This is a genomic window from Nocardioides sp. (assembly GCF_035547795.1).
GTDB lineage: Bacteria > Actinomycetota > Actinomycetes > Propionibacteriales > Nocardioidaceae > Nocardioides.
Window position 1 is genome coordinate 1 of the sequence record NZ_DASZUF010000117.1, and the last position, 19,028, is coordinate 19,028.

Below are 19,028 nucleotides of genomic sequence, written 5' to 3' on the forward strand. Positions count from 1 at the left end.
CAGCCCGCCGGCCCAGCCCGCGCAAATTCCAACGAGCGTTCGGACGGAACAGGCGTTCAATTCGTCGGCAACCGCACCCAAAACGCGAACAACCGTTCAATTCACGGGCCATGGACCCGGAAAGCAGGACAACCGTTCGACATTGGCGGACAAGCGTCCGGCCTGCAACCAGACAACCGTTCAACTCCCCGATCACCCCGCCCAGAACATGCACAACCGTTCGCCCGGCGCGCGGGTGGCCTGGCCGGCTGCCGGCTCACGGTCAGCCGCGGCCGGCGGCAACGGCCAGCGACAACGGCCAGCGACATCCAAGCCGACGCTCGGGAATCAGAGCCGCTCGATGATCGTCACGTTCGCCTGCCCCCCGCCCTCGCACATCGTCTGCAGCCCATAGCGGCCGCCGGTGCGCTCGAGTTCGGCGAGCAGGGTGGTCATCAGCCGCGCCCCGGTGGCGCCGATCGGGTGCCCCAGCGCGATGCCGCCGCCGTTGACGTTGACCTTCTCGTGCGGCACGTCGAGCTCGTCCATCCAGGCGAGCACGACGGAGGCGAACGCCTCGTTGCACTCGAACAGGTCGATGTCGTCCACGCTCATCCCGGCCCGTTCCAGCGCATGCCGCGTGGCTTGGATGGGGCCGGTGAGCATCCACACCGGGTCGTCCCCGCGCACCGAGAGGTGATGGATCCGTGCCCGCGGCGTCAGGCCGTGGCGCGCCACGGCCGCCTCGGACCCAATCAGCAGCGCCGCGGCACCATCGGAGATCTGTGAGGCGAGCGCTGCGGTGATCCGCCCGCCGGGCGCGAGCGGCTGCAGCGCGGCCATCTTCTCCAACGACGTCTCACGCGGGCACTCGTCGACGGCGAGAACTCCGCCGTCCGGCAGGTCGACCGGCTCGATCTGCGAAACGAACCGCCCCTCGGCGATCGCGGTACGCGCCCGCGCGTGCGAGGTCAGCGCGAACGCCTCCATCCGCTCCCGCGAGATCCCCCACTTCTCGGCGATCATCTCCGCGGAGCGGAACTGCGAGACCTCGACGTCGCCATAGCGAGCCAGCCACCCCGGCGACTGCGCGAACGGCGTGGAGAAGCCGTAGGGCTCTCCCACCAGCATCGCCGCCGAGATCGGGATCGCACTCATGTTCTGCAGGCCACCGGCCACCACCAGGTCCTGGGTTCCCGACATCACGCCCTGGGCGGCGAAGTGCACCGCCTGCTGCGAGGAGCCGCACTGTCGGTCGATCGTCACCCCGGGCACCTCGTCGGGCAGCCCCGCCACCAGCCACGCGGTCCGGGCGACGTCGCCGGCCTGCCCGCCGATGGTGTCGCAGCAGCCCATGATCACGTCGTCGACGGCAGCCGGATCGACACCCGTGCGGCGCACCAGCGCCCCCAGCGCGACCGCACCCAGGTCAGCCGGGTGCACGGCCGCCAGCGAACCCCCGCGGCGCCCGACCGGCGTCCGCACCGCGTCGACGATGTAGGCGGTGCTCATCGGGGGCCCCGTCGGAAGCGGAGCGAGGCGAGCATGCGGACGGGGTGAGTCATGCGGCGATCCCGTCGAGCAGGATGGCGAGGTACTGCTCCGCCACCTGGTCGTGCGAGAGCTCACCGCCGGGTCGGTACCAGCGCACCGCCACCCAGACGGTGTCGCGGATGAACCGGTAGACCAGCTCGAGGTCCAGGTCGGCGCGCAGCGCGCCCGCCTCCACCCCGGACCGCAGCAGCGTCATCCACACCTGGCGAGACTGCTCGTTGCGCTCCGCGAGATAGCCGAAGCGCTCCATCCGACCGAGCTGGTCGGCCTCGTTCTGGAAGATCGCCACCTCGTGGTGGTGCTCGTCGATGGCGCGGAACGACAGTCTCACCGCCGCCTCGATCTTCTCCCGCGCGGGCGCGGCCGAGGCCAGGATCTCGTCGTACCCGGCGAACAGCTCGGCCTGGAACGACGACAGGATCTCGTCGACCATCGACTCCTTGGAGTCGAAGTGGTGGTAGAGGCTGCCGGAGAGGATCCCGGCCGCGTCGGCGATGTCGCGCACGGTGGTGTTGCGGTAGCCGCGCTCGGCGAAGAGCCCGGCCGCGATCCGCAACAGCTCGTCGCGCCGCGACTCAGGGGTGCTGACTGCTGACACTGATCACCTCACCGGTCAGATAAGACGAGTACGGACTGGCCAGGAACACCATCACGTTGGCCACCTCCCACGGCTCCGCGGCACGGCCGAACGCCTCCCGGCCGGTCAGCTCCGCGAGCAGCTCGTCCGAGGTCACCTTGGCCAGGAACGGATGCATCGCCAGCGACGGCGCCACCGCATTGACGCGGATACCGTACGGCGCCAGGTCCAGTGCGGCACACCGGGTCAGGGCCATCACCCCCGCCTTGGCCGCGGCGTAGTGGGCCTGACCCCCCTGAGCGCGCCAGCCGACCACCGAGGCGTTGTTCACGATCACGCCGTGGCGACCCGCCTCGCGCATCCGCCGCCCTGCGGCCCGCACGCAGCGGAACGTCCCGGTCAGGCTGATGTCGATCACCCGCGACCACTGCTCGTCGGTCATCTCCAGCACGCCCGCGGTGCCGCCCAGGCCGGCGTTGTTGACCATCACGTCGACCCCACCCCATCGTTCGGCGGCGTCGAGCAGCGCCTCGACCTGGTCCTGCCGGGTCACGTCGCTGACCACCGTCGCCACCCGGTCGGCCCCGAAATCGGCGGCCAGCGACTCCTGCGCCTCGGCCAGCCGGCGCTCGTGGGTGTCACCGACGACGACCGCACGGGCACCCTCCTCGAGCGCGCGACGTACGACGGAGGCCCCGATCCCGGCGCCGGCGCCGGCGGTGACGACGACCACCTGATCGGTCAGGAGCCCGTGGGCGGGTACGTAGTCGGGTGCTGCTGACATCAGACGCCTCTCGGTTCGCGGGGCAGGCCGAGCACGCGCTCGGCGAGGATGTTCCGCTGGATCTCGTCGCTGCCGCCGTAGATGGTGTCGGCGCGGGAGAACAGGAAGAGCCGCTGCCATCGGTCCGGCTCACCGGACCCGGCATCGAGCGTGAGGCCGCCGGCGCCCGCGACCTGCATCGCGAGCTCGCCCAGGCGCCGGTGCCAGCCGGCCCAGACGAGCTTGCCGACCGAGGGGGGCTGGTCCTCCTCGAGTGCCCGGACGGCGTTGGCGCGCATCACCTCGAGGTCGACGTACGCCGCCGCCAGCCGGTCGGCGATCACCGGGTCGTCCATACTCCCGTTGACCCGAGCGATCTCGATGAGATCGTCGAGCTCGCGGGCGAAGCCCACCTGCTGACCCAGCGTGGAGACGCCGCGCTCGAAGCCGAGCAACGCCGTCGCCACTCGCCACCCGTCGCCCGACGAGCCGACGACCAGGTCGGCGGCGGTGCGGGCGCCGGTGAAGAAGACCTCGTTGAACTCCGCGCCGCCGGTGAGCTGCTCGATCGGGCGCACCTCGACGCCGGGCTGGTCGAGCGGCACGAGCAGGAATGACAGACCTTCGTGCCGACGTGACCCCGCATCGGTGCGGGCGAGCACGAAGATCCACTGGGCCTCGTGCGCCATCGAGGTCCAGATCTTCTGACCGTCGATCACCCAGGCGTCCCCGTCCAGGCGCGCGCGGGTCGCGACCGAGGCGAGGTCGGAGCCGGCCCCGGGCTCGGAGTAGCCCTGGCACCACAGCTCGGTCACCGACCTGATGCCGGGCAGGAACCGCTCCTTCTGCGCACCGGTGCCGTAGGCGATGAGCGTCGGCCCGAGCAGCTCCTCGCCGAGATGGTTGACCCGGGCGGGCGCGTTCGCGCGGGCGTACTCCTCGTGGAAGACCACCTGCTGCGCCACGCTCAGTCCCCGACCGCCGTACTCGCGGGGCCAGCCGACGCAGGTCCAGCCGTGCTCGGCGAGGTGACGGTTCCACGCCAGCCGCTCGGCGAACCGCTCGTGCTCGCGGCCGGGGCCGCCCGCGCCTCGCAGGCCGGCGAACCGCCCGCTCAACTGCACCTCCAGCCACGCCCGGATCTCGGCGCGCAGGACGTCGAGATCGGCGCTGTCGCTGGCCTGACTCACGGCTGTTCCCTTCCCGGTCGGATGCGACTACCGTAGCCTACCAAGCACTTGCTTGGGCCGAGACGAAGCAGACGACGAAGGAGAGGCGCGTGGTCGACACCATCCCCGCGGCGCTGCACGCCGCCGCGGAGCGGTTCGGCTCGAGGCCGGCGTACGTCGAGGGCGACCGGGTGCTGTCCTTCGCCCGGCTCTGCGACGAGGTCGGCCGGGTGGCACGCGGCTACGCGGCCCGGGGGGTGGCTCCGGGCGACCGCGTCTGCGTGTGGGCGCCTAACAGCGTCGACTGGGTGATCGCCGCGCTGGCCGTCTCGACCGCCGGCGGCACGCTGGTGCCGATCAACACCCGCTACACCGCCCCCGAGGCCCGCGACATCATCGAGCGCGTCGACGCCGCCCTGGTGGTGGTCGCGGGCGGCTTCCTGGGACGCGACTTCGCCGCCGAGCTCGCCGCCGACGGCAGCACGCGGCGCATCCTCGACGTCGCCGAGCTGGCCGCCCTCGACGGACCGCCGATCGACGTCGCGGTCTCCCCCGACGACGTCGCGGACATCCTGTTCACCTCCGGCACCACCGGCCGGCCCAAGGGCGTGCTCAGCGCGCATCGCCAGACGGTCGGGGTGGCCCGGGTCTGGGCCGAGCTCGGCGGCGTCACCGACCGGGATCGCTATCTGGTGGTGAACCCCTTCTTCCACTCCTTCGGCTACAAGGTCGGCATCCTCACCGGGCTGCTCACCGGTGCCACGCTCTACCCGGTCGCCACCTTCGACGTGGCGGCAACGCTGACGCTGATCGAGCGTGAGCGGATCACGGTGTTGCCGGGCGCGCCGACGATCTATCAGTCGCTGCTCACCGCCCCCGAGCGCGCCGGGCACGACCTGTCCTCGCTGCGGCTGGCCGTCACCGGGGCCGCCGTGGTGCCGGTGGTGCTTATCGAGCGGATGCGCGACGAGCTGCGGATCGACACCGTCGTGACGGCGTTCGGGATGACCGAGGCGGTGGTGGCCACGATGTGCCGTGACGGTGACTCCGCCGAGACCGTCGCGACGACGTGCGGACGGGCGGTCCCGGGGATGGAGGCGACGATCGCGGGGCCCGACGAGAACGGGGCCGGCGAACTGCTGCTGCGCGGGGAGTACGTGATGCTCGGCTACCTCGACGACCCGGCCGCCACCGCCGAGGCGATCGACGCCGACGGCTGGCTGCACACCGGCGACGTCGGCACCCTCGACGACGCCGGCAATCTGCGGATCACCGACCGGCTCAAGGACATGTACATCTGCGGTGGCTTCAACGTCTATCCCGCCGAGGTCGAGCAGGTGCTGGCCCGGCTCGACGGCGTGGCCGACGTCGCGGTGGTCGGCGCCTCGGACGAGCGGATGGGCGAGGTCGGCCGCGCCTTCGTCGTACCCGCTGGCGACATCGCCGCCGAGGACGTCATCGCCTTCGCGCGCGAGCGGCTGGCCAACTTCAAGGTCCCGCGGTACGTCGACTTCGTGGACGCGCTGCCGCGCAACCCCTCGGGCAAGCTGCTGAAGAACGAATTGAGGAGCTCATGACACAGGTCGTGACCTACGAGGTGCGGGACCGGATCGCCTGGGTGACCCTGAATCGCCCCGAGTACCGCAACGCGCAGAACTCCGCGATGACCTACGCCCTCGACGCCGCCTTCACCCGCGCGGTCGACGACGAGGAGGTTGCCGTGATCGTGCTGCGCGGCGCGGGCGACCACTTCTGCGCCGGCCATGACATCGGTACGCCGGGGCGCGACGTCGACCGCTCCTTCGAGCGCCGGGCCGTGATCTGGTGGGACCACGTCGACAAGCAGGGCGGCGACCAGCGCTTCGCCCGCGAGTCGGAGGTCTACCTCGGCATGTGCCGGCGCTGGCGAGAGATCCCCAAGCCGATGATCGCGATGGTGCACGGGGCCTGCATCGCCGGCGGCCTGATGCTGGCCTGGTCGTGCGACTTCATCGTGGCCAGCGAGGACGCGTTCTTCTCCGATCCGGTGGTGCGGATGGGGATCCCGGGCGTGGAGTACTTCGCCCATCCGTGGGTGATGAACCCGCGCGCCGCCAAGGAGTTCCTCTTCACCGGCGACCGCTTCTCGGCCGCCCGGGCGCGCGAGCTCGGCATGGTCAACCGGGTGGTGCCGCGCGAGTCGCTCGAGTCGACCGTGACGGGCATCGCGCAGCGGATCGCGCAGATGCCGCGGTTCGGACTGGCCCTGACCAAGAAGGCGGTGAACCAGGCCGAGGACCTCCAGGGCATGCGCGCCGGCATGGACTCCGTCTTCGGGCTGCACCACCTCGCCCACGCGCACAACGCCGAGACCTCGGCCGACTCCCTGGGCGGGCTGGACGCGAGGGCGATGGCCGCCCGCAACAAGGCGGCCGGGGAGGGATCCTGATGGACCTGGACCTCTCGCCCGCGGAGCAGGCGTTCCGGGACGAGGCACGGGCCTGGCTCGCCGAGCACGTGCCGGCCCGGCCGCTGCCGTCGATGGACACCCCCGAGGGCTTCGCGGCCCATCGCGCCTGGGAGGCCGAGCTCGCCGCGGGCCGGTGGAGCGTCGTCTCCTGGCCGCGGGAGTACGGCGGGCGCGACGCGTCGCTGGTCGAGTGGGTCCTCTTCGAGGAGGAGTACTACCGCGCCGGGGCTCCAGGGCGGGTCTCCCAGAACGGCATCTTCCTGCTCGCACCGGTGCTCTTCGAGCACGGCACCGCCGAGCAGCGCGCCCGCTACCTGCCCGCGATGGCCACCGGCGAGACGATCTGGGCGCAGGCCTGGTCCGAGCCCGACGCCGGCTCCGACCTGGCCTCGCTGCGCTCGACCGCGACCCGCGTCGAGGGCGGTTGGCGGCTCGACGGGCAGAAGACCTGGTCGTCGCGGGCGCCGTACGCGCAGATGGGGTTCGGCCTGTTCCGGTCCGATCCGAGCGCGGAACGGCACCGCGGGCTGACCTACTTCCTCTTCCCGCTGGACGCACCGGGCGTCACGGTGCGGCCGATCGCGCAGCTGGACGGAGAGCCGGGCTTCGCGGAGATCTTCCTCGACGACGTGTTCGTGCCCGATGCCGACGTCCTGGGCGGCGTCGGCGACGGCTGGCGGGTCGCGATGAGTACGGCGGGCAACGAGCGCGGACTGTCGCTGCGCTCCCCCGGCCGGTTCTGTGCCGCGGCCGACCGGCTGGTCGGGCTCTACGCCGATCTCGCTGGTCGAGCCGATCGCGACGAAGGAGCGATCGCGTCCAGACCACCCGACGGCGTGGCAGACCGGGTGGCCGAGGCCTGGATCCGCGCCCAGGCCTACCGGCTCTACACCTGGGGCACCGTCACCCGGCTCGCCGACGGCCAGACGGTGTCCGATCCAGCCGGCGGCGCGGCCGGCTCGGTCAACAAGGTGTTCTGGTCCGAGCTCGACGTCGACCTGCACGAGACCGCCCTCGACCTGCTCGGCGCCGACGCGGAGCTGGTGTCGAGCTGGACCGACGGGCACCTGTTCGCGCTCGCCGGGCCGATCTACGCCGGCACCAACGAGATCCAGCGCAACATCGTCGCCGAGCGCATCCTCGGCCTGCCGCGGGAGGTCCGGCCGGAGGCGGGTGGCTGATGCGCTTCCAGCTCTCCACCGACCAGGTCGACTTCCGACACGCGCTCGACGACCTGCTCTCCGGCACCGACACCGTCTCCGCCGCTCGCGCCTGGACCGAGGGTGAGCATGGCCCCGGCCGGGCCCTGTGGAAGCGGATCGCCGACCTGGGCGTGAGCGGGCTGATCGTGCCCGAGGACGACGGCGGTCTCGGCGGCTCGCCAGTCGACCTGGTCGTCGCGCACGAGGCACTGGGTCACCATCTCGTGGTCGGCCCGTGGATCGAGACCGCCGCCTACCTGGCCTGCGTGCCGGCGCATCGCGCCCGCGCGGCCGGGGGCGCGATGCTGACCGTGGCGGCGCCGTACGCCCTCGACGCGGACGTCGCCGAGCTCGTCGCCGGCACCACCGGCGAGCGGCTGGAGTCGGTGGACGCCACCCGGCGGCTCTTCCGGGTCGCCGACGCGCCGCCACCGGACGAGGACGCGTTCGACATGGCGGCGCTGGCCTGCGCCGCCCAGCTGCTCGGCGCCGCGGAGCGGGTGCTGGCCGACACGGTCTCCTACGTGCGGCAGCGCGAGCAGTTCGGCCGTGCGATCGGCTCGTTCCAGGCGGTCAAGCACCGGCTGGCGGACGTCCGGATCGGGCTCGACTTCGCCCGGCCGCTCGTCTACGGCGCCGCACTGAGCGTCTCGGCGGGCTCGGCGGGCGGGAGCCGCGACGTGTCGGCCGCGAAGGCGTTCGCCGCCGACGCCGCCTGGCGGGCGGCCCGCGCCGGGCTGCAGCTGCACGGCGCCCTCGGCTACACCCGCGAGCTCGACCTCGGCCTGTGGCTGCTGCGCATCCGCGCGCTGACCCGCGCCTGGGGCACGCCGGCCTTCCACCGCGGCCGCGTCCTGGCGAGCCTGGTGGCCGCATGATCACGCCCGAGCAGCAGGCCCTCGTCGACGCGGTCCGCGGGTTGCTCGACAGGCGCGCCGACAGCGCCGCGGTGCGGGCCGCGGACGGCTTCGACGAGCCACTGTGGCGCACGCTCGCCGAGCAGATCGGGGTGGCGGCGCTGCCGGTCCCCGAGGAGTACGGCGGCGCCGGCGCCGGGCTGGTGGAGGCCGCACTGGTGCTGGAGGAGGTCGGCCGCAGCCTGGCTCCGGTGCCGCTGCTGCCCAGCCTGGTCGCGGCCGCCACCACCGACGACCCCGATCTGCTGGCCCGGATCGCGGCCGGCGAGGTCGCCGCCGTGGTCCTCGACCCTGCCGAGCCGGTCCTCTACGGCGCCGAGGCGACGATCCTGCTCGCCCTCACCGACGCCGGCGTCGTGCTCGTCGAGGACGCCCAGGTCGCCCCGGCACCGGCGTTGGACCCGACCCTGCGACTGGCCACCGTCGCGTTCGACCCGGCCTCGGCGCGCCGCATCGTCGGCGACCGCACCCGCGCTCGGAAGGCGGCGCTGGTCGGCGTGAGCGCGCTGGCCGCCGGCTGCGCCCGGCGCGGGCTGGACATGACCGTCGCCTATGCCAAGGAGCGACAGCAGTTCGGCCGGCCGATCGGCAGCTTCCAGGCGCTCAAGCACCGGATGGCCGACCTGCTGGTGCTCGTCGAGACCACCCGCTCGGCGGCCCGCGCGGCAGCGGCCGGAGAGATCGAACCGGCGGTGGCCGCGGCGTACGCGAAACGGGCGGTCGGCCGGGTCGCGGCCGAGACGATCCAGCTCCATGGCGGGATCGCCATCACCTGGGAGCACGACGCCCACCTGGTCTTCAAGCGCGCCCACGCGCTCGGTCAGCTCCTCGGCCCGGCCCACGGACTGCGTGCGGCCGCGTTCGCGGACAGACCCGCTCAGTCCAGCCGCCGGTACACCGAGCGGTAGAACAGCAGCGGCTCCTCGGCGGGCCCGGGAACGAGCTCCTGCACCCGACCGAGCACGAGGTAGTGGTCGCCGGCCTCGTGGACGGCATGGATGGTGCAGTCGATCCAGGCCAGGCAGCCGTCGAGCCGCGGCGCGCCGGTCGACGGCGAGGGCACCCACGACACCCTGGCGAACTTGTCGGCGCCCTTGGCCGCGAACTGGTTCGACACCCCCTCCTGCTCGGCGGCGAGCAGGTTGACGGTGAAGTGGCCGGCGGTGCGCATCGCCGGCCAGGCGCGGGAGGTCTTGGCCGGCACGAACATCACCAGCGGCGGCTGCAGCGACACCGAGGAGAACGACTGGCAGGTCATTCCGACCGGACCGCCGCCGGTCGCCGCCGTCACCACCGTCACGCCGGAGGCGAAGCGGCCCAGCACGCTGCGGAACTCGCGAGCCTCCTGCGGCGTGACCGACGAGTCCTCGGCAACGGCGGAGAAGTCGAAGTTGCCGAGGAAGGAGTCGATCAGCTCCCGCGGCGGCCAGGTCACCGCGGCGTCGGCCGAGACGCCGACCGGAACGCCGGGCCGGCTGCTCATGGCGGAGACTGCCCGAACTCGTGCCCCCAGTAGGAGACGGCGGTCGACTCCCGGGCGACCCAGCGGGCGTCGTCGACGGTGAGCCCGTCGGTGCCGAACTCGATGTCGAAGCCACCGGGCGAACGCACGTAGAAGGAGACCATCTCGTCGTTCATGTGCCGCCCGAGCGTCGCCGAGAGCGGCGCCTTGTGTTTGCGCACCCGCTCGAGTGCCCGGCCCACGTCGTCCAGCTTCGTCACCTCGAACATGATGTGCACGCACCGCGACGGGTTCGGCATCGGCAGGAACGCCAGGCTGTGATGGCGCGGGTTGACGCCCAGGAAGCGCAGCCAGACCTTCGAGCCCGGCTCCTTGCCGACGAACTCCCCCGGCATGCTCATCGAGTCGCGCAGCCGGAAACCGAGGACCTCGGTGTAGAAGCGCAGCGCCTCCACGTCGTCGGTGACCGGCAGCACGAGGTGGCCCATGCCCTGCTCGCCGGTGACGAAGTCGGCGGCGTACGGCGTCACCACCGGCCGCCGCTCGTAGGCGATCCCGTGGAAGAGCTCGAAGACGTTGTCCCACGGGTCGGTGAAGCGGATCAACTCCTGCACCCGCCGCTCGGCCAGCTCCTCGGCGGTGCCCTCCTCGAAGACGACGCCGGCCTTGGCGAGGTGCTCGCGGGCGTCCTGCAACGCCTGGTGGTCCGCCAGCTCCCAGCCGCTGCACTCCAGGCGGTCCACGTCGGCGGGCACGACGACCAGCCGCGCCCAGACCTGGTCGATCCGGAAGCAGAGCTGGCCCGCAACCGGCCCGCGGGTCTCGGCCAGGCCGAGCACCTTGCCGCCGAACGTCCGCCAGGCCTCCAGGTCGGTCGCGCTGACCCGGACGTAGCCGAGCGACCTCACCTCGATGGTCATGTCCGCTCCTCGTGCCGTGCCAGGAACGCCGTGGTGATCTCGGCGAACTCCGCGGCGGCCTCGATCTGGGCCCAGTGCCCGCAGCGGGGGAAGACGTGCAGGTGGGCCCGGGGGATCAGCTTCAGCGCGGTCAGCGCGCCGTCGAGCGGGTTGACCCGGTCTTCGCGACCCCAGGTGAGCAGGGTGGGGGCGCGCAACCGGTGCGCCTCGCGCCAGAGCATGCCGTCCTCGGCGGTCTCGGGGTGGTAGAACGACATCCCCATCGACCGCATCGCGTCCTGTGCCCCGGGCGCGGTGGCGTCGGCGAAGCGCTCCTCGACCAGCTCGTCGGTCACCAGCGACTGGTCCACCACCATGGTGGCGACGAACGCCCGCAGCGCCTCCCGGGAGGGGCTCGCCGAGAAGTCCATCAGCCGCTGCACGCCCTCGGTGGGGTCGGCGTGGAACAGGTTGAGCGAGAGTCCACCGGGCCCCATCAGCACCAGCCGGCCGACCCGGTCGGGGTGGCTGAGCGCGAACCGCATCGCGGTGCCACCGCCCAGCGAGTTGCCGAGCAGGTGGATGCGCTCGATGCCGAGCTCGTCGAGCAGCGCGGCGACGTGGTCGGCGGCGAAGCGGTAGTAGTTGCCGACCACCGGCGGCTTGTCGGACTGGCCGAAGCCGGGCTGGTCGACCAGCAGTGTGCGGAACGACGAGGCGAAGCCGGGCAGGGCCGGGCCGAAGTTGGACCAGGCCGAGGCGCCCGGACCGCCGCCGTGCAGCATCACCAGCGGCAGCCCACCGCCCAGCGTCGAGGTGGCCGGGCCGGCCTCGTAGTAGTTCAGGGTGAGATCGCCCGCCTTGCCCGAGCGGCGGCAGTCCTCGCGAGACAGGGCCATCAGTACATCCCCGGGTCGACGTCGTGCCCGAACTCGCTGGCGCCGTACATCTGCAGCGCGCGCTCGGGGTCGTTGGCGGCATGCACCCGGCCGGCGTGGGCATCGCGCCAGGCTCGCTGCAGCGGTGTCCCGCTGGCCAGCGCCCGGCCGCCGGAGGCCTCGAAGAGCGAGTCGATGGCGTCGATCGCGCGCTGCGTGCCGAGCACCTGGTCCCGACGCACCCGCAGCCGCTGCGCGATCGGGATTCGCTCGCCGCGAGCGACGTAGGCCTGCTGCTCGCGGATGTTGGTCATCAGCAGCGCCCAGGCGGCGTCGATCTCCGAGCCGGCCGAGGCCACCCGGACGGCCGCGAACGGGTCGAGCGAGGCCTTCTCGCCGTACGACGCCCGGATCCGGTTCCGCTGCATCCGGACGTGCTCGTCGTAGGCACCGCGGGCCATCCCGATGATCGGCGTGGTGATCGTGGTGGTGAACAGCGAGTGGAACTGCAGCCTGTAGAGCTCGCCGGTGTTGACCGCCTGGCCCGGGCCCTGACAGCGGCCGGTCTCCCCCATCGAGAGCGTGAACGCCTCGGGCACGAACGCCTCCTCCACCACGATGTCGTTGGAGCCGGTGCCGGCCAGCCCGACGACGTTCCAGACGTCGACGATCTCGTAGGAGTCGCGCGGCACCAGGAACGTGCGGAAGTCCACGATCTGACCCTCCGCGTTGTGCACCAGGCCGCCGAGCAGCACCCAGGACGCGTGCGCGCAACCCGAGGAGAAGCTCCACCGGCCCGAGAGCCTGAAGCCACCGTCGGCGATGAGGGCCTTGCCCATCGGCGCGTACGACGAGGAGACCCGCACGGTGCTGTCCTCGCCCCACACCGCTCGCTGCGCGTCGTCGGCGAAGAGGGCGATCTGCCAGGGATGGACGCCGAGCACGCTGGCGACCCAGCCGGTGGAGCCGCACGCCGAGGCGATGTCGCGCACGGCGGTGTAGAAGTCGACCGGGTCGGCCTCGAGCCCGCCGTACCGCCGGGGCTGGAGCAGCCGGAAGAACCCGGTCGCCTCCAGGTCCTTCACCGACGCCTCCGGCACCGCGCGCAGCCGCTCGGTCTCGTCCGCCCGCTCACGGAAGGTGGGCAGCAGGTCGCGCACCCCATCCAGCACCGTCTGTGACTCGCTCATGCTCCAACACTAGAACAGGTTCTACTTTTCTGCTAGAACCTACTGCTATGGAGCGCGCGTCCGGCCGAGAGTTCGATGTCGTCGTGGTCGGGGCCGGCGGCGCGGGGATGACGGCCGCCCTGGCCGCGGCCGCGCGCCACGGCCTGTCCACCGTGGTGGTCGAGAAGAGCGCCTGGTTCGGCGGATCCACCTCGCGCTCGGGCGGCGGCGTCTGGATCCCCGGCAACTACGCGCTGCGGGCGGCCGGCCAGGTCGACCCCGACGACGACGCCCGCGCCAAGGCGTACCTGGACGCGATCGTCGGCGACGTGGTGCCCAAGGTCAACCGGGACACCTACCTGGACCGCGGCCCCGAGGTGATGGACTTCCTCCGCGCGCGCACCCCGGTGCGCTTCACCTGGGTGCCGGACTACGCCGACTACCAGCCCGAGCGGCCCGGCGGCCGGGCCGCGGGCCGCAGCGTCGAGCCGGTGCCGATGGACGCCCGGTTCCTGGGCGAGGAGTTGGCCCGGCTGCATCCGCCGTACACGAAGGCGCCGGCGAACCTCATCGTCACCCAGGCCGACTTCCGCAAGATCAGCCTGGGCATGCGCACCGTCACCGGCCCGGTCACGATGCTGAAGGTGGCGTTCAACCGCTTCCTGGCCGGCCTGCGCGGGCGGCGGATGTACGCGATGGGAGCGGCGCTGGCGATCGGGCTGCGGCAGGGGCTGATCGAGGCGGGCGTGCCGGTGGAGTACGAGACCGAGCTGGTCTCGCTGGTGGTCGAGGACGGCCGGGTGGTGGGCGTCGTCGTCGGCCACGACGGTCTCGAGGAGACCATCCGCGTGCGGCGCGGGGTGATCCTCGGCAGCGGCGGGTTCGAGCGCAACCCGGAGTTGCGCGAGAAGCACCAGTCCCTCCCCCTCGACCCCGACTGGACGACCGGCGGGTTCGCCAACACCGGCGGCGGCATCCTGGCCGGCATCGCCGCCGGTGCCGACACCGCACTCCTGGACGAGGCCTGGTGGGGGCCGACCATCCCGCTGCCGGGACGGCCATGGTTCTGCCTGGCCGAGCGCAACCTGCCCGGCTCGTTCATCGTCAACGCGGCCGGACGGCGCTTCATGAACGAGGCACTGCCGTACGTCGAGGCCGTCCACGAGATCCAGAAGGGTGAGGCGACCGGCGTCTCCCACGTGCCGGCCTGGCTGGTCTTCGACCAGCGCTACCGCAACCGCTACCTGTTCGCCGGGCTCGGGCCGCGCCAGTCCTTCCCCGGGAAGTGGTTCGAGCAGGGCGTCGTGGTGAAGGCGTCGACGCTGGCGGGGTTGGCCGAGCGGATCGGCGTACCGGCCGACGAGCTGGCGGCCACCACGGCACGGTTCAACGGGTTCGCCGAGCGCGGGACCGACGAGGACTTCCACCGCGGCGAGAGCGCCTACGACAAGTACTACTCCGACCCGACCGTGTCACCGAACCCGTCGCTGCACCGGGTCGATCAGGCGCCGTTCTACGCGGTCAAGCTGGTGCCCGGCGACCTGGGCACCAAGGGCGGCCTGGTCACCGACGAGCGCGCCCGGGTGCTGCGGCCCGACGGCTCCCCGATCGCCGGTCTGTACGCGGCGGGCAACACCTCGGCGGCGGTGATGGGGCGGACCTACGCTGGACCCGGTGCGACCATCGGACCCGCCATGGTGTTCGGCTACCTGGCCGCCGAGGACCTCGCCTCCACCCCCACAGGAGACAGCTGATGCCCATCGACCCCAGCGCCGCGATCGGCGCGGCCCTGCCCGACCAGTCCTTCGCCTGGACCGCCTCGGAGGTGCTGCTCTACCACCTCGCCATCGGGGCCGCCTCCCGTCCGGGGGACAACCTCTCGCCCACCGCACTGCGCTACACCGTCGACGGGCCCGACCTCCAGGTGCTGCCGTCCTTCGGGGTGGTAGCGCCCGGCTTCCACGACACCACCCCTCCACCCCTGGACATGCCCGGCTGCGACATCGACCTGACCCAGGTGGTGCACGGCGCCCAGGAGATCGTCGTGCACGCGCCGCTGCCGACCGCCGGCAGCGGCACGCTCTCGACCCGGATCACCGATATCTGGGACAAGGGCAAGGCGGCGGTGATCTGGCGCGAAGGCACCGCCGTCGGCGACGACGGCGCGAAGCTGTGGACGGTGAGGTCCTCGATCTTCGTCCGCGGCGAGGGCGGCTTCGGCGGCTCCCGCGGTGAGTCCGGCACGGTCCCGATGCCGGAGCGGTCGCCCGATCTGGTGGCGACGTACGCCGTGACCCCGCAGCAGGCCCTGCTCTACCGGCTGTGCGGCGACCGCAACCCGCTGCACGCGGACCCGGCGTTCGCGAAGCGGGCGGGCTTCCCGGCACCGATCCTGCACGGGCTGTGCACCTGGGGCATCGCGCTGCGCGAGGTCACCGACGGCCTGCTGGGCGGCGACGCGGCTCGGGTGGGCGGCTTCCGAGCGCGCTTCTCCGGCGTGGTCTTCCCCGGCGAGACGCTGCGCATCCGCGCCTGGCGCGAGGACGGGCCGATCCTGCTGGACGCGACCATCGCCGGCGGTGAGCGCGACGGTGCGCCGGCCCTGGCGGACGGCGTGGTGGAGGTGCGCTGATGGATGCCGAGGTACCGGCACCGGTCGACCTCGCCGACGTCGACCGGTGGTCGGACGAGGTCGACGTGGTCGTCGTGGGCTTCGGCATCGCCGGCGGCTGCGCCGCCCTGGAGGCGGCCCGGGCCGGCGCCCGGGTGCTGCTGCTGGAGCGGGCCGCGACCTACGGCGGGACCTCCGCGATGGCCGGTGGCCACTTCTACCTCGGCGGCGGCACCGCCGTGCAACGCGCCGTCGGCGTCGAGGACTCGGCCGAGGAGATGTTCCGCTACCTGCTGGCGGTCTCCCGCGAGCCCGAGGAGGACAAGATCCGGGCCTACGCCGACGACTCGGTCGAGCACTTCGGCTGGCTGGAGGCGCTGGGCTTCGAGTTCGAGCGCTCCCTCTTCGACGGCAAGGCGGTGATCCAACCGGGTACCGAGGGACTGATGTACACCGGCAACGAGAAGGTGTGGCCCTTCCGCGACCGCGCGGTGCCGGCCCCGCGCGGCCACAAGGTGCCGGTGCCCGGCGACACCGGCGGCGCGAAGCTGGTCCTCGACCTCCTGGCCAAGCGGCTCGCCGACGCCGGGGTCGAGGTGCGCTACGAGACCGGCGCCACCGCGCTGGTGCGCTCCGGCGACACGGTGGTCGGGCTCGGCTGGCGCCGCTTCGACGAGCGTGGGTTCGTCCGGTCGCGCGCGGTGGTGATCGCGGCCGGCGGCTTCGTCGGCAACGACGAGATGGTGGACCGCTACGTGCCCCGGATGCGGGCGAAGCTGTTTCCGCTGGCCTCGACGTACGACGACGGGCTGGGGCTGCGGCTGGGCGCCTCGATGGGCGGCGCCTGGCGGTTCATGGACGAGGCATTCCTGACCGCGCCGTTCTACCCGCCGTCCGTGCTGGTCACGGGGCTGATCGTCAACCGCGAGGGGCGCCGGTTCGTCGCCGAGGACTCTTACCACGCGCGCACCTCGGCGTACGTGCTGGAGCAGCCCGGCTCGGCGGCGTTCCTCATCGTCGACTCCGAGCACATCGAGCACCCCGCGATGCCGCTGTGCCCCTTCGTCGACGGCTGGGAGACGGTCGAGGAGATGGCAGCCGGCCTGGACGTGCCGGCCGACACGCTCGCGGCGACGCTGACCCGCTACAACGAGCATGCCGCCCGCGGCGAGGATCCCGACTTCCACAAGGCGCCCGAGTGGCTGGCGCCGCAGGCCACCGGGCCGTGGGGTGCCTTCGACCTGTCGCTGGGCAAGGCGACGTACGCCGGCTTCACCATGGGCGGCCTCTCGGTGACGCTCGACGGGCAGGTACGCCGCGAGGACGGCTCGGTCGTCCCGGGCCTCTATGCCGCCGGCGCCTGCGCGGCCAACATCGCGCAGGACGCCAAGGGCTACGCCTCCGGCACCCAGCTCGGCGAGGGCTCCTACTTCGGCCGCCGCGCCGGGCGACACGCCGCCCGGGTACGGCCGCCGACCGAGCCGGCGGCGGGGCGCGCGGAGGGCTGATGCACTGGTTCGCGGCCGAGCATGCCTGGCTGGCCCGGATGCTCTTCCAGCGCTCGCTGGCCGCGATCTACCTGATCGCGTTCGTGGCCGCGGCCCGGCAGTACCGCGCGCTGCTGGGCGAGCACGGGCTGATGCCGGTGTCGCGCTACCTGCGGACGGTGTCGTTCCGCCGCTCGCCCAGCCTGTTCCACCTGCATCACTCGGACCGGACCTACCTCGTCCTCGCCTGGGGCGGGGCGGTGCTGTCGCTGGCGACCGTGGTCGGGCTGACCGACGCCGTACCGCTGCCGGCGGCGATGGCGGTCTGGGCCGTTCTCTGGCTGCTCTACCTGTCCTTCGTCAACGTCGGGCAGACGTGGTACTCCTTCGGCTGGGAGTCCCTGCTGTGCGAGGTCGGCTTCCTCGCGGTCTTCCTCGGCAACGACACCACCGACCCGCCGGTGCTCACGCTCTATCTGCTGCGCTGGCTGCTGTTTCGGCTGGAGTTCGGCGCCGGGCTGATCAAGCTGCGCGGCGACCCGTGTTGGCGCGACCTGACCTGCCTGTACTACCACCACGAGACCCAGCCGATGCCCGGCCCGTTCAGCTGGTACTTCCACCATCTGCCCAAGCCGCTGCACCGGGCCGAGGTGGCGGCCAACCACGTCACCCAGCTGGTGGTGCCGATCGCGCTGTTCGCGCCGCAGCCGGTGGCCGGGATCGCCGCCGCGATCATGATCGTGACCCAGCTGTGGCTGGTCGCCAGCGGCAACTTCGCCTGGCTCAACTGGCTGACCATCGTGCTGGCCTTCTCGGCGCTGCCCGACGACTGGCTGGCGCCGGTGCTGCCCGGCTCGACCCACGCCTCGGTGGGCACGCCGGTGGCGTTCGCGGCGCTCGTCTGCGTGGTCACCGCCGTGGTGGTGGCGCTCAGCTACTGGCCGGTGGCCAACCTGCTCTCCCCGCACCAGCGGATGAACGCCTCCTTCAACCGCTGGCACCTGGTCAACGCCTACGGCGCCTTCGGAGCGTGACCAGACGGCGCTACGAGGTGGTCGTCGAGGGGACCAGCGATCTCACCCCGGGCCAGGAGGCGCACTGGCGGGAGTACGAGTTCCGGGGCAAGCCGGGCGACCCCCGACGCCGACCACGCCAGTTCGCGCCGTACCACCTGCGGCTGGACTGGTTGATGTGGTTCGCCGCGCTCTCGCCGGGATACGCCGAGCCGTGGTTCACGACGTTCGCACAGCGACTGCTGGAGGGCGATCGCGATGTCTCACGCCTGCTGCGGCACGACCCGTTCCGGGAGGAGCCGCCGCGGTACGTGCGGGCGCGGCTCTACCGCTACCGCTTCACCACCCGTACCGAGCGCGCCCGCACCGGCGACTGGTGGGTGCGCGAGCGGGCCGGCGAGTTCCTGCCGCCGGTGACGCTGCGCGGCTCGCGTCTGGCCCGCTGATCAGCCGCGGACGTCGTCGACGACCGTCTCGTCGCGGGCCGCCCGAACGCACCCCGCGACCAGCCGCGGCAGGTCGTGCCGGGAGACCAGCCGGGCCAGCTCGTCGGCCGAGGTCGGGAGCCCGAGTCGACGGGCACCGTCTGCGGCCAGCTTGTCGACGTACGGCGCCAGGTCGGGCCAGATGCCCTGCACCTCGCGGCAGAAGATCGCCGCACCCGCGGGCCCGATGCCCTTGAACCGCTGCAGCGCCTGCTCCACCGCCCGGGCGTCGGCGCTGTGGTGGTGCAGCCGACGCAGGTCGCCGCCGTAGGTGGCGAGCAGCCGGTCGGCCAGCTCTCCCAGCTGGGTCGCGGTGCGCTCGTCGTAGCGGCGGTAGTGCCCGCGACCGAGCGCGTCGACCCGGGCCTGCCAGCTCGCGTCCCGCATCCGCTGCGGCGTGCGGTAGCCCGCCCG

At 72.5% G+C, this 19,028-nt stretch carries 19 protein-coding genes; 10 read left to right on the forward strand and 9 right to left on the reverse strand.

Annotation, left to right across the window (positions count from 1 at the left end; all coding sequences use genetic code 11):
• Positions 1-327 precede the first annotated feature (327 nt).
• Genes VHA72_RS07960 through VHA72_RS07975 form a run of 4 tightly spaced genes read right to left on the reverse strand, consistent with a single transcriptional unit; the run spans position 328 to position 4,063 of the window.
• Positions 328-1,491, reverse strand: coding sequence for an acetyl-CoA C-acetyltransferase (locus VHA72_RS07960; protein WP_325574000.1), 1,164 nt, complete (start codon positions 1,489-1,491; stop codon positions 328-330).
• Positions 1,492-1,540: 49 nt separating this feature from the next.
• Positions 1,541-2,131, reverse strand: a complete 591-nt coding sequence (locus tag VHA72_RS07965; RefSeq protein ID WP_325574002.1) for a TetR/AcrR family transcriptional regulator — start codon at positions 2,129-2,131, stop codon at positions 1,541-1,543.
• Entirely contained in the window at positions 2,109-2,894 is a 786-nt protein-coding gene (locus VHA72_RS07970) for an SDR family oxidoreductase (protein WP_325574004.1), read from the reverse strand. Before VHA72_RS07970 ends, VHA72_RS07965 begins: the two co-directional genes overlap by 23 nt.
• Positions 2,894-4,063: an acyl-CoA dehydrogenase family protein gene (locus VHA72_RS07975; RefSeq protein WP_325574006.1), complete on the reverse strand. Its 1,170-nt coding sequence runs from the start codon at positions 4,061-4,063 to the stop codon at positions 2,894-2,896. The genes VHA72_RS07970 and VHA72_RS07975 overlap by 1 nt, the downstream gene beginning before the upstream one ends.
• Before the next feature lie 89 nt (positions 4,064-4,152).
• Between VHA72_RS07975 and VHA72_RS07980 the strand changes: the two genes are divergently transcribed.
• Genes VHA72_RS07980 through VHA72_RS08000 form a run of 5 tightly spaced genes read left to right on the forward strand, consistent with a single transcriptional unit; the run spans position 4,153 to position 9,518 of the window.
• Positions 4,153-5,619, forward strand: a complete 1,467-nt coding sequence (locus VHA72_RS07980; protein ID WP_325574008.1) for a FadD3 family acyl-CoA ligase — start codon at positions 4,153-4,155, stop codon at positions 5,617-5,619.
• The gene (locus tag VHA72_RS07985; protein WP_325574010.1) at positions 5,616-6,470 is read left to right on the forward strand and encodes an enoyl-CoA hydratase; all 855 of its coding nucleotides are present in this window, start codon (positions 5,616-5,618) and stop codon (positions 6,468-6,470) included. The genes VHA72_RS07980 and VHA72_RS07985 overlap by 4 nt, the downstream gene beginning before the upstream one ends.
• Positions 6,470-7,672 (forward strand): acyl-CoA dehydrogenase family protein, encoded by a 1,203-nt coding sequence (locus tag VHA72_RS07990; RefSeq protein WP_325574012.1) that lies wholly within the window; start codon positions 6,470-6,472, stop codon positions 7,670-7,672. Before VHA72_RS07985 ends, VHA72_RS07990 begins: the two co-directional genes overlap by 1 nt.
• The gene (locus VHA72_RS07995; protein WP_325574014.1) at positions 7,672-8,571 is read left to right on the forward strand and encodes an acyl-CoA dehydrogenase family protein; all 900 of its coding nucleotides are present in this window, start codon (positions 7,672-7,674) and stop codon (positions 8,569-8,571) included. Before VHA72_RS07990 ends, VHA72_RS07995 begins: the two co-directional genes overlap by 1 nt.
• Positions 8,568-9,518 (forward strand): acyl-CoA dehydrogenase family protein, encoded by a 951-nt coding sequence (locus VHA72_RS08000; RefSeq protein ID WP_325574016.1) that lies wholly within the window; start codon positions 8,568-8,570, stop codon positions 9,516-9,518. The genes VHA72_RS07995 and VHA72_RS08000 overlap by 4 nt, the downstream gene beginning before the upstream one ends.
• On the opposite strand, the gene VHA72_RS08005 is transcribed toward VHA72_RS08000, so the two are convergent.
• The 4 genes from VHA72_RS08005 to hsaA are packed head-to-tail and all read right to left on the reverse strand — an operon-like array spanning position 9,488 to position 13,039.
• Positions 9,488-10,093 carry a flavin reductase family protein gene (locus VHA72_RS08005; RefSeq protein WP_325574018.1) on the reverse strand — a complete coding sequence of 202 codons (606 nt, stop codon included), beginning with the start codon at positions 10,091-10,093 and terminating at the stop codon, positions 9,488-9,490. The two genes, VHA72_RS08000 and VHA72_RS08005, sit on opposite strands and share 31 nt — an antisense overlap.
• Positions 10,090-10,992, reverse strand: a complete 903-nt coding sequence (gene hsaC, locus VHA72_RS08010) for an iron-dependent extradiol dioxygenase HsaC (RefSeq protein WP_325574020.1) — start codon at positions 10,990-10,992, stop codon at positions 10,090-10,092. Before hsaC ends, VHA72_RS08005 begins: the two co-directional genes overlap by 4 nt.
• The gene (gene hsaD / locus VHA72_RS08015; RefSeq protein WP_325574022.1) at positions 10,989-11,870 is read right to left on the reverse strand and encodes a 4,5:9,10-diseco-3-hydroxy-5,9,17-trioxoandrosta-1(10),2-diene-4-oate hydrolase; all 882 of its coding nucleotides are present in this window, start codon (positions 11,868-11,870) and stop codon (positions 10,989-10,991) included. The genes hsaC and hsaD overlap by 4 nt, the downstream gene beginning before the upstream one ends.
• Entirely contained in the window at positions 11,870-13,039 is a 1,170-nt protein-coding gene (gene hsaA, locus VHA72_RS08020; RefSeq protein ID WP_325574024.1) for a 3-hydroxy-9,10-secoandrosta-1,3,5(10)-triene-9,17-dione monooxygenase oxygenase subunit, read from the reverse strand. Before hsaA ends, hsaD begins: the two co-directional genes overlap by 1 nt.
• 47 nt (positions 13,040-13,086) lie before the next feature.
• Here hsaA and kstD point away from each other — a divergent pair, with 47 nt between their 5' ends.
• The 5 genes from kstD to VHA72_RS08045 are packed head-to-tail and all read left to right on the forward strand — an operon-like array spanning position 13,087 to position 18,575.
• On the forward strand, positions 13,087-14,772 hold the full coding sequence (gene kstD, locus VHA72_RS08025) for a 3-oxosteroid 1-dehydrogenase (RefSeq protein ID WP_325574026.1): 1,686 nt from the start codon (positions 13,087-13,089) through the stop codon (positions 14,770-14,772).
• Positions 14,772-15,650 carry an enoyl-CoA hydratase ChsH3 gene (gene chsH3, locus VHA72_RS08030; RefSeq protein WP_325574028.1) on the forward strand — a complete coding sequence of 293 codons (879 nt, stop codon included), beginning with the start codon at positions 14,772-14,774 and terminating at the stop codon, positions 15,648-15,650. Before kstD ends, chsH3 begins: the two co-directional genes overlap by 1 nt.
• On the forward strand, positions 15,650-17,137 hold the full coding sequence (locus tag VHA72_RS08035) for an FAD-binding protein (RefSeq protein ID WP_325574030.1): 1,488 nt from the start codon (positions 15,650-15,652) through the stop codon (positions 17,135-17,137). Before chsH3 ends, VHA72_RS08035 begins: the two co-directional genes overlap by 1 nt.
• Positions 17,137-18,150: a lipase maturation factor family protein gene (locus tag VHA72_RS08040; RefSeq protein ID WP_325574032.1), complete on the forward strand. Its 1,014-nt coding sequence runs from the start codon at positions 17,137-17,139 to the stop codon at positions 18,148-18,150. Before VHA72_RS08035 ends, VHA72_RS08040 begins: the two co-directional genes overlap by 1 nt.
• Positions 18,147-18,575: a lipase maturation factor family protein gene (locus VHA72_RS08045; protein WP_325574034.1), complete on the forward strand. Its 429-nt coding sequence runs from the start codon at positions 18,147-18,149 to the stop codon at positions 18,573-18,575. Before VHA72_RS08040 ends, VHA72_RS08045 begins: the two co-directional genes overlap by 4 nt.
• On the opposite strand, the gene VHA72_RS08050 is transcribed toward VHA72_RS08045, so the two are convergent.
• On the reverse strand, positions 18,576-19,028 hold a 453-nt coding region (locus VHA72_RS08050; RefSeq protein ID WP_325574036.1), incomplete at its 5' end, for an HhH-GDP family DNA glycosylase.

Bases quoted from the DNA above. Each gene is read 5' to 3' on its own strand.
- VHA72_RS07960 (WP_325574000.1), bottom strand. From the start codon at position 1,491: ATGAGCACCGCCTACATCGTCGACGCGGTGCGGACGCCGGTCGGGCGC.
- VHA72_RS07970 (WP_325574004.1), bottom strand. From the start codon at position 2,894: ATGTCAGCAGCACCCGACTACGTACCCGCCCACGGGCTCCTGACCGAT.
- VHA72_RS07985 (WP_325574010.1), top strand. From the start codon at position 5,616: ATGACACAGGTCGTGACCTACGAGGTGCGGGACCGGATCGCCTGGGTG.
- VHA72_RS07990 (WP_325574012.1), top strand. From the start codon at position 6,470: ATGGACCTGGACCTCTCGCCCGCGGAGCAGGCGTTCCGGGACGAGGCA.
- VHA72_RS07995 (WP_325574014.1), top strand. From the start codon at position 7,672: ATGCGCTTCCAGCTCTCCACCGACCAGGTCGACTTCCGACACGCGCTC.
- VHA72_RS08000 (WP_325574016.1), top strand. From the start codon at position 8,568: ATGATCACGCCCGAGCAGCAGGCCCTCGTCGACGCGGTCCGCGGGTTG.
- VHA72_RS08005 (WP_325574018.1), bottom strand. From the start codon at position 10,093: ATGAGCAGCCGGCCCGGCGTTCCGGTCGGCGTCTCGGCCGACGCCGCG.
- hsaC (WP_325574020.1), bottom strand. From the start codon at position 10,992: ATGACCATCGAGGTGAGGTCGCTCGGCTACGTCCGGGTCAGCGCGACC.
- hsaD (WP_325574022.1), bottom strand. From the start codon at position 11,870: ATGGCCCTGTCTCGCGAGGACTGCCGCCGCTCGGGCAAGGCGGGCGAT.
- hsaA (WP_325574024.1), bottom strand. From the start codon at position 13,039: ATGAGCGAGTCACAGACGGTGCTGGATGGGGTGCGCGACCTGCTGCCC.
- kstD (WP_325574026.1), top strand. From the start codon at position 13,087: ATGGAGCGCGCGTCCGGCCGAGAGTTCGATGTCGTCGTGGTCGGGGCC.
- chsH3 (WP_325574028.1), top strand. From the start codon at position 14,772: ATGCCCATCGACCCCAGCGCCGCGATCGGCGCGGCCCTGCCCGACCAG.
- VHA72_RS08035 (WP_325574030.1), top strand. From the start codon at position 15,650: ATGGATGCCGAGGTACCGGCACCGGTCGACCTCGCCGACGTCGACCGG.
- VHA72_RS08040 (WP_325574032.1), top strand. From the start codon at position 17,137: ATGCACTGGTTCGCGGCCGAGCATGCCTGGCTGGCCCGGATGCTCTTC.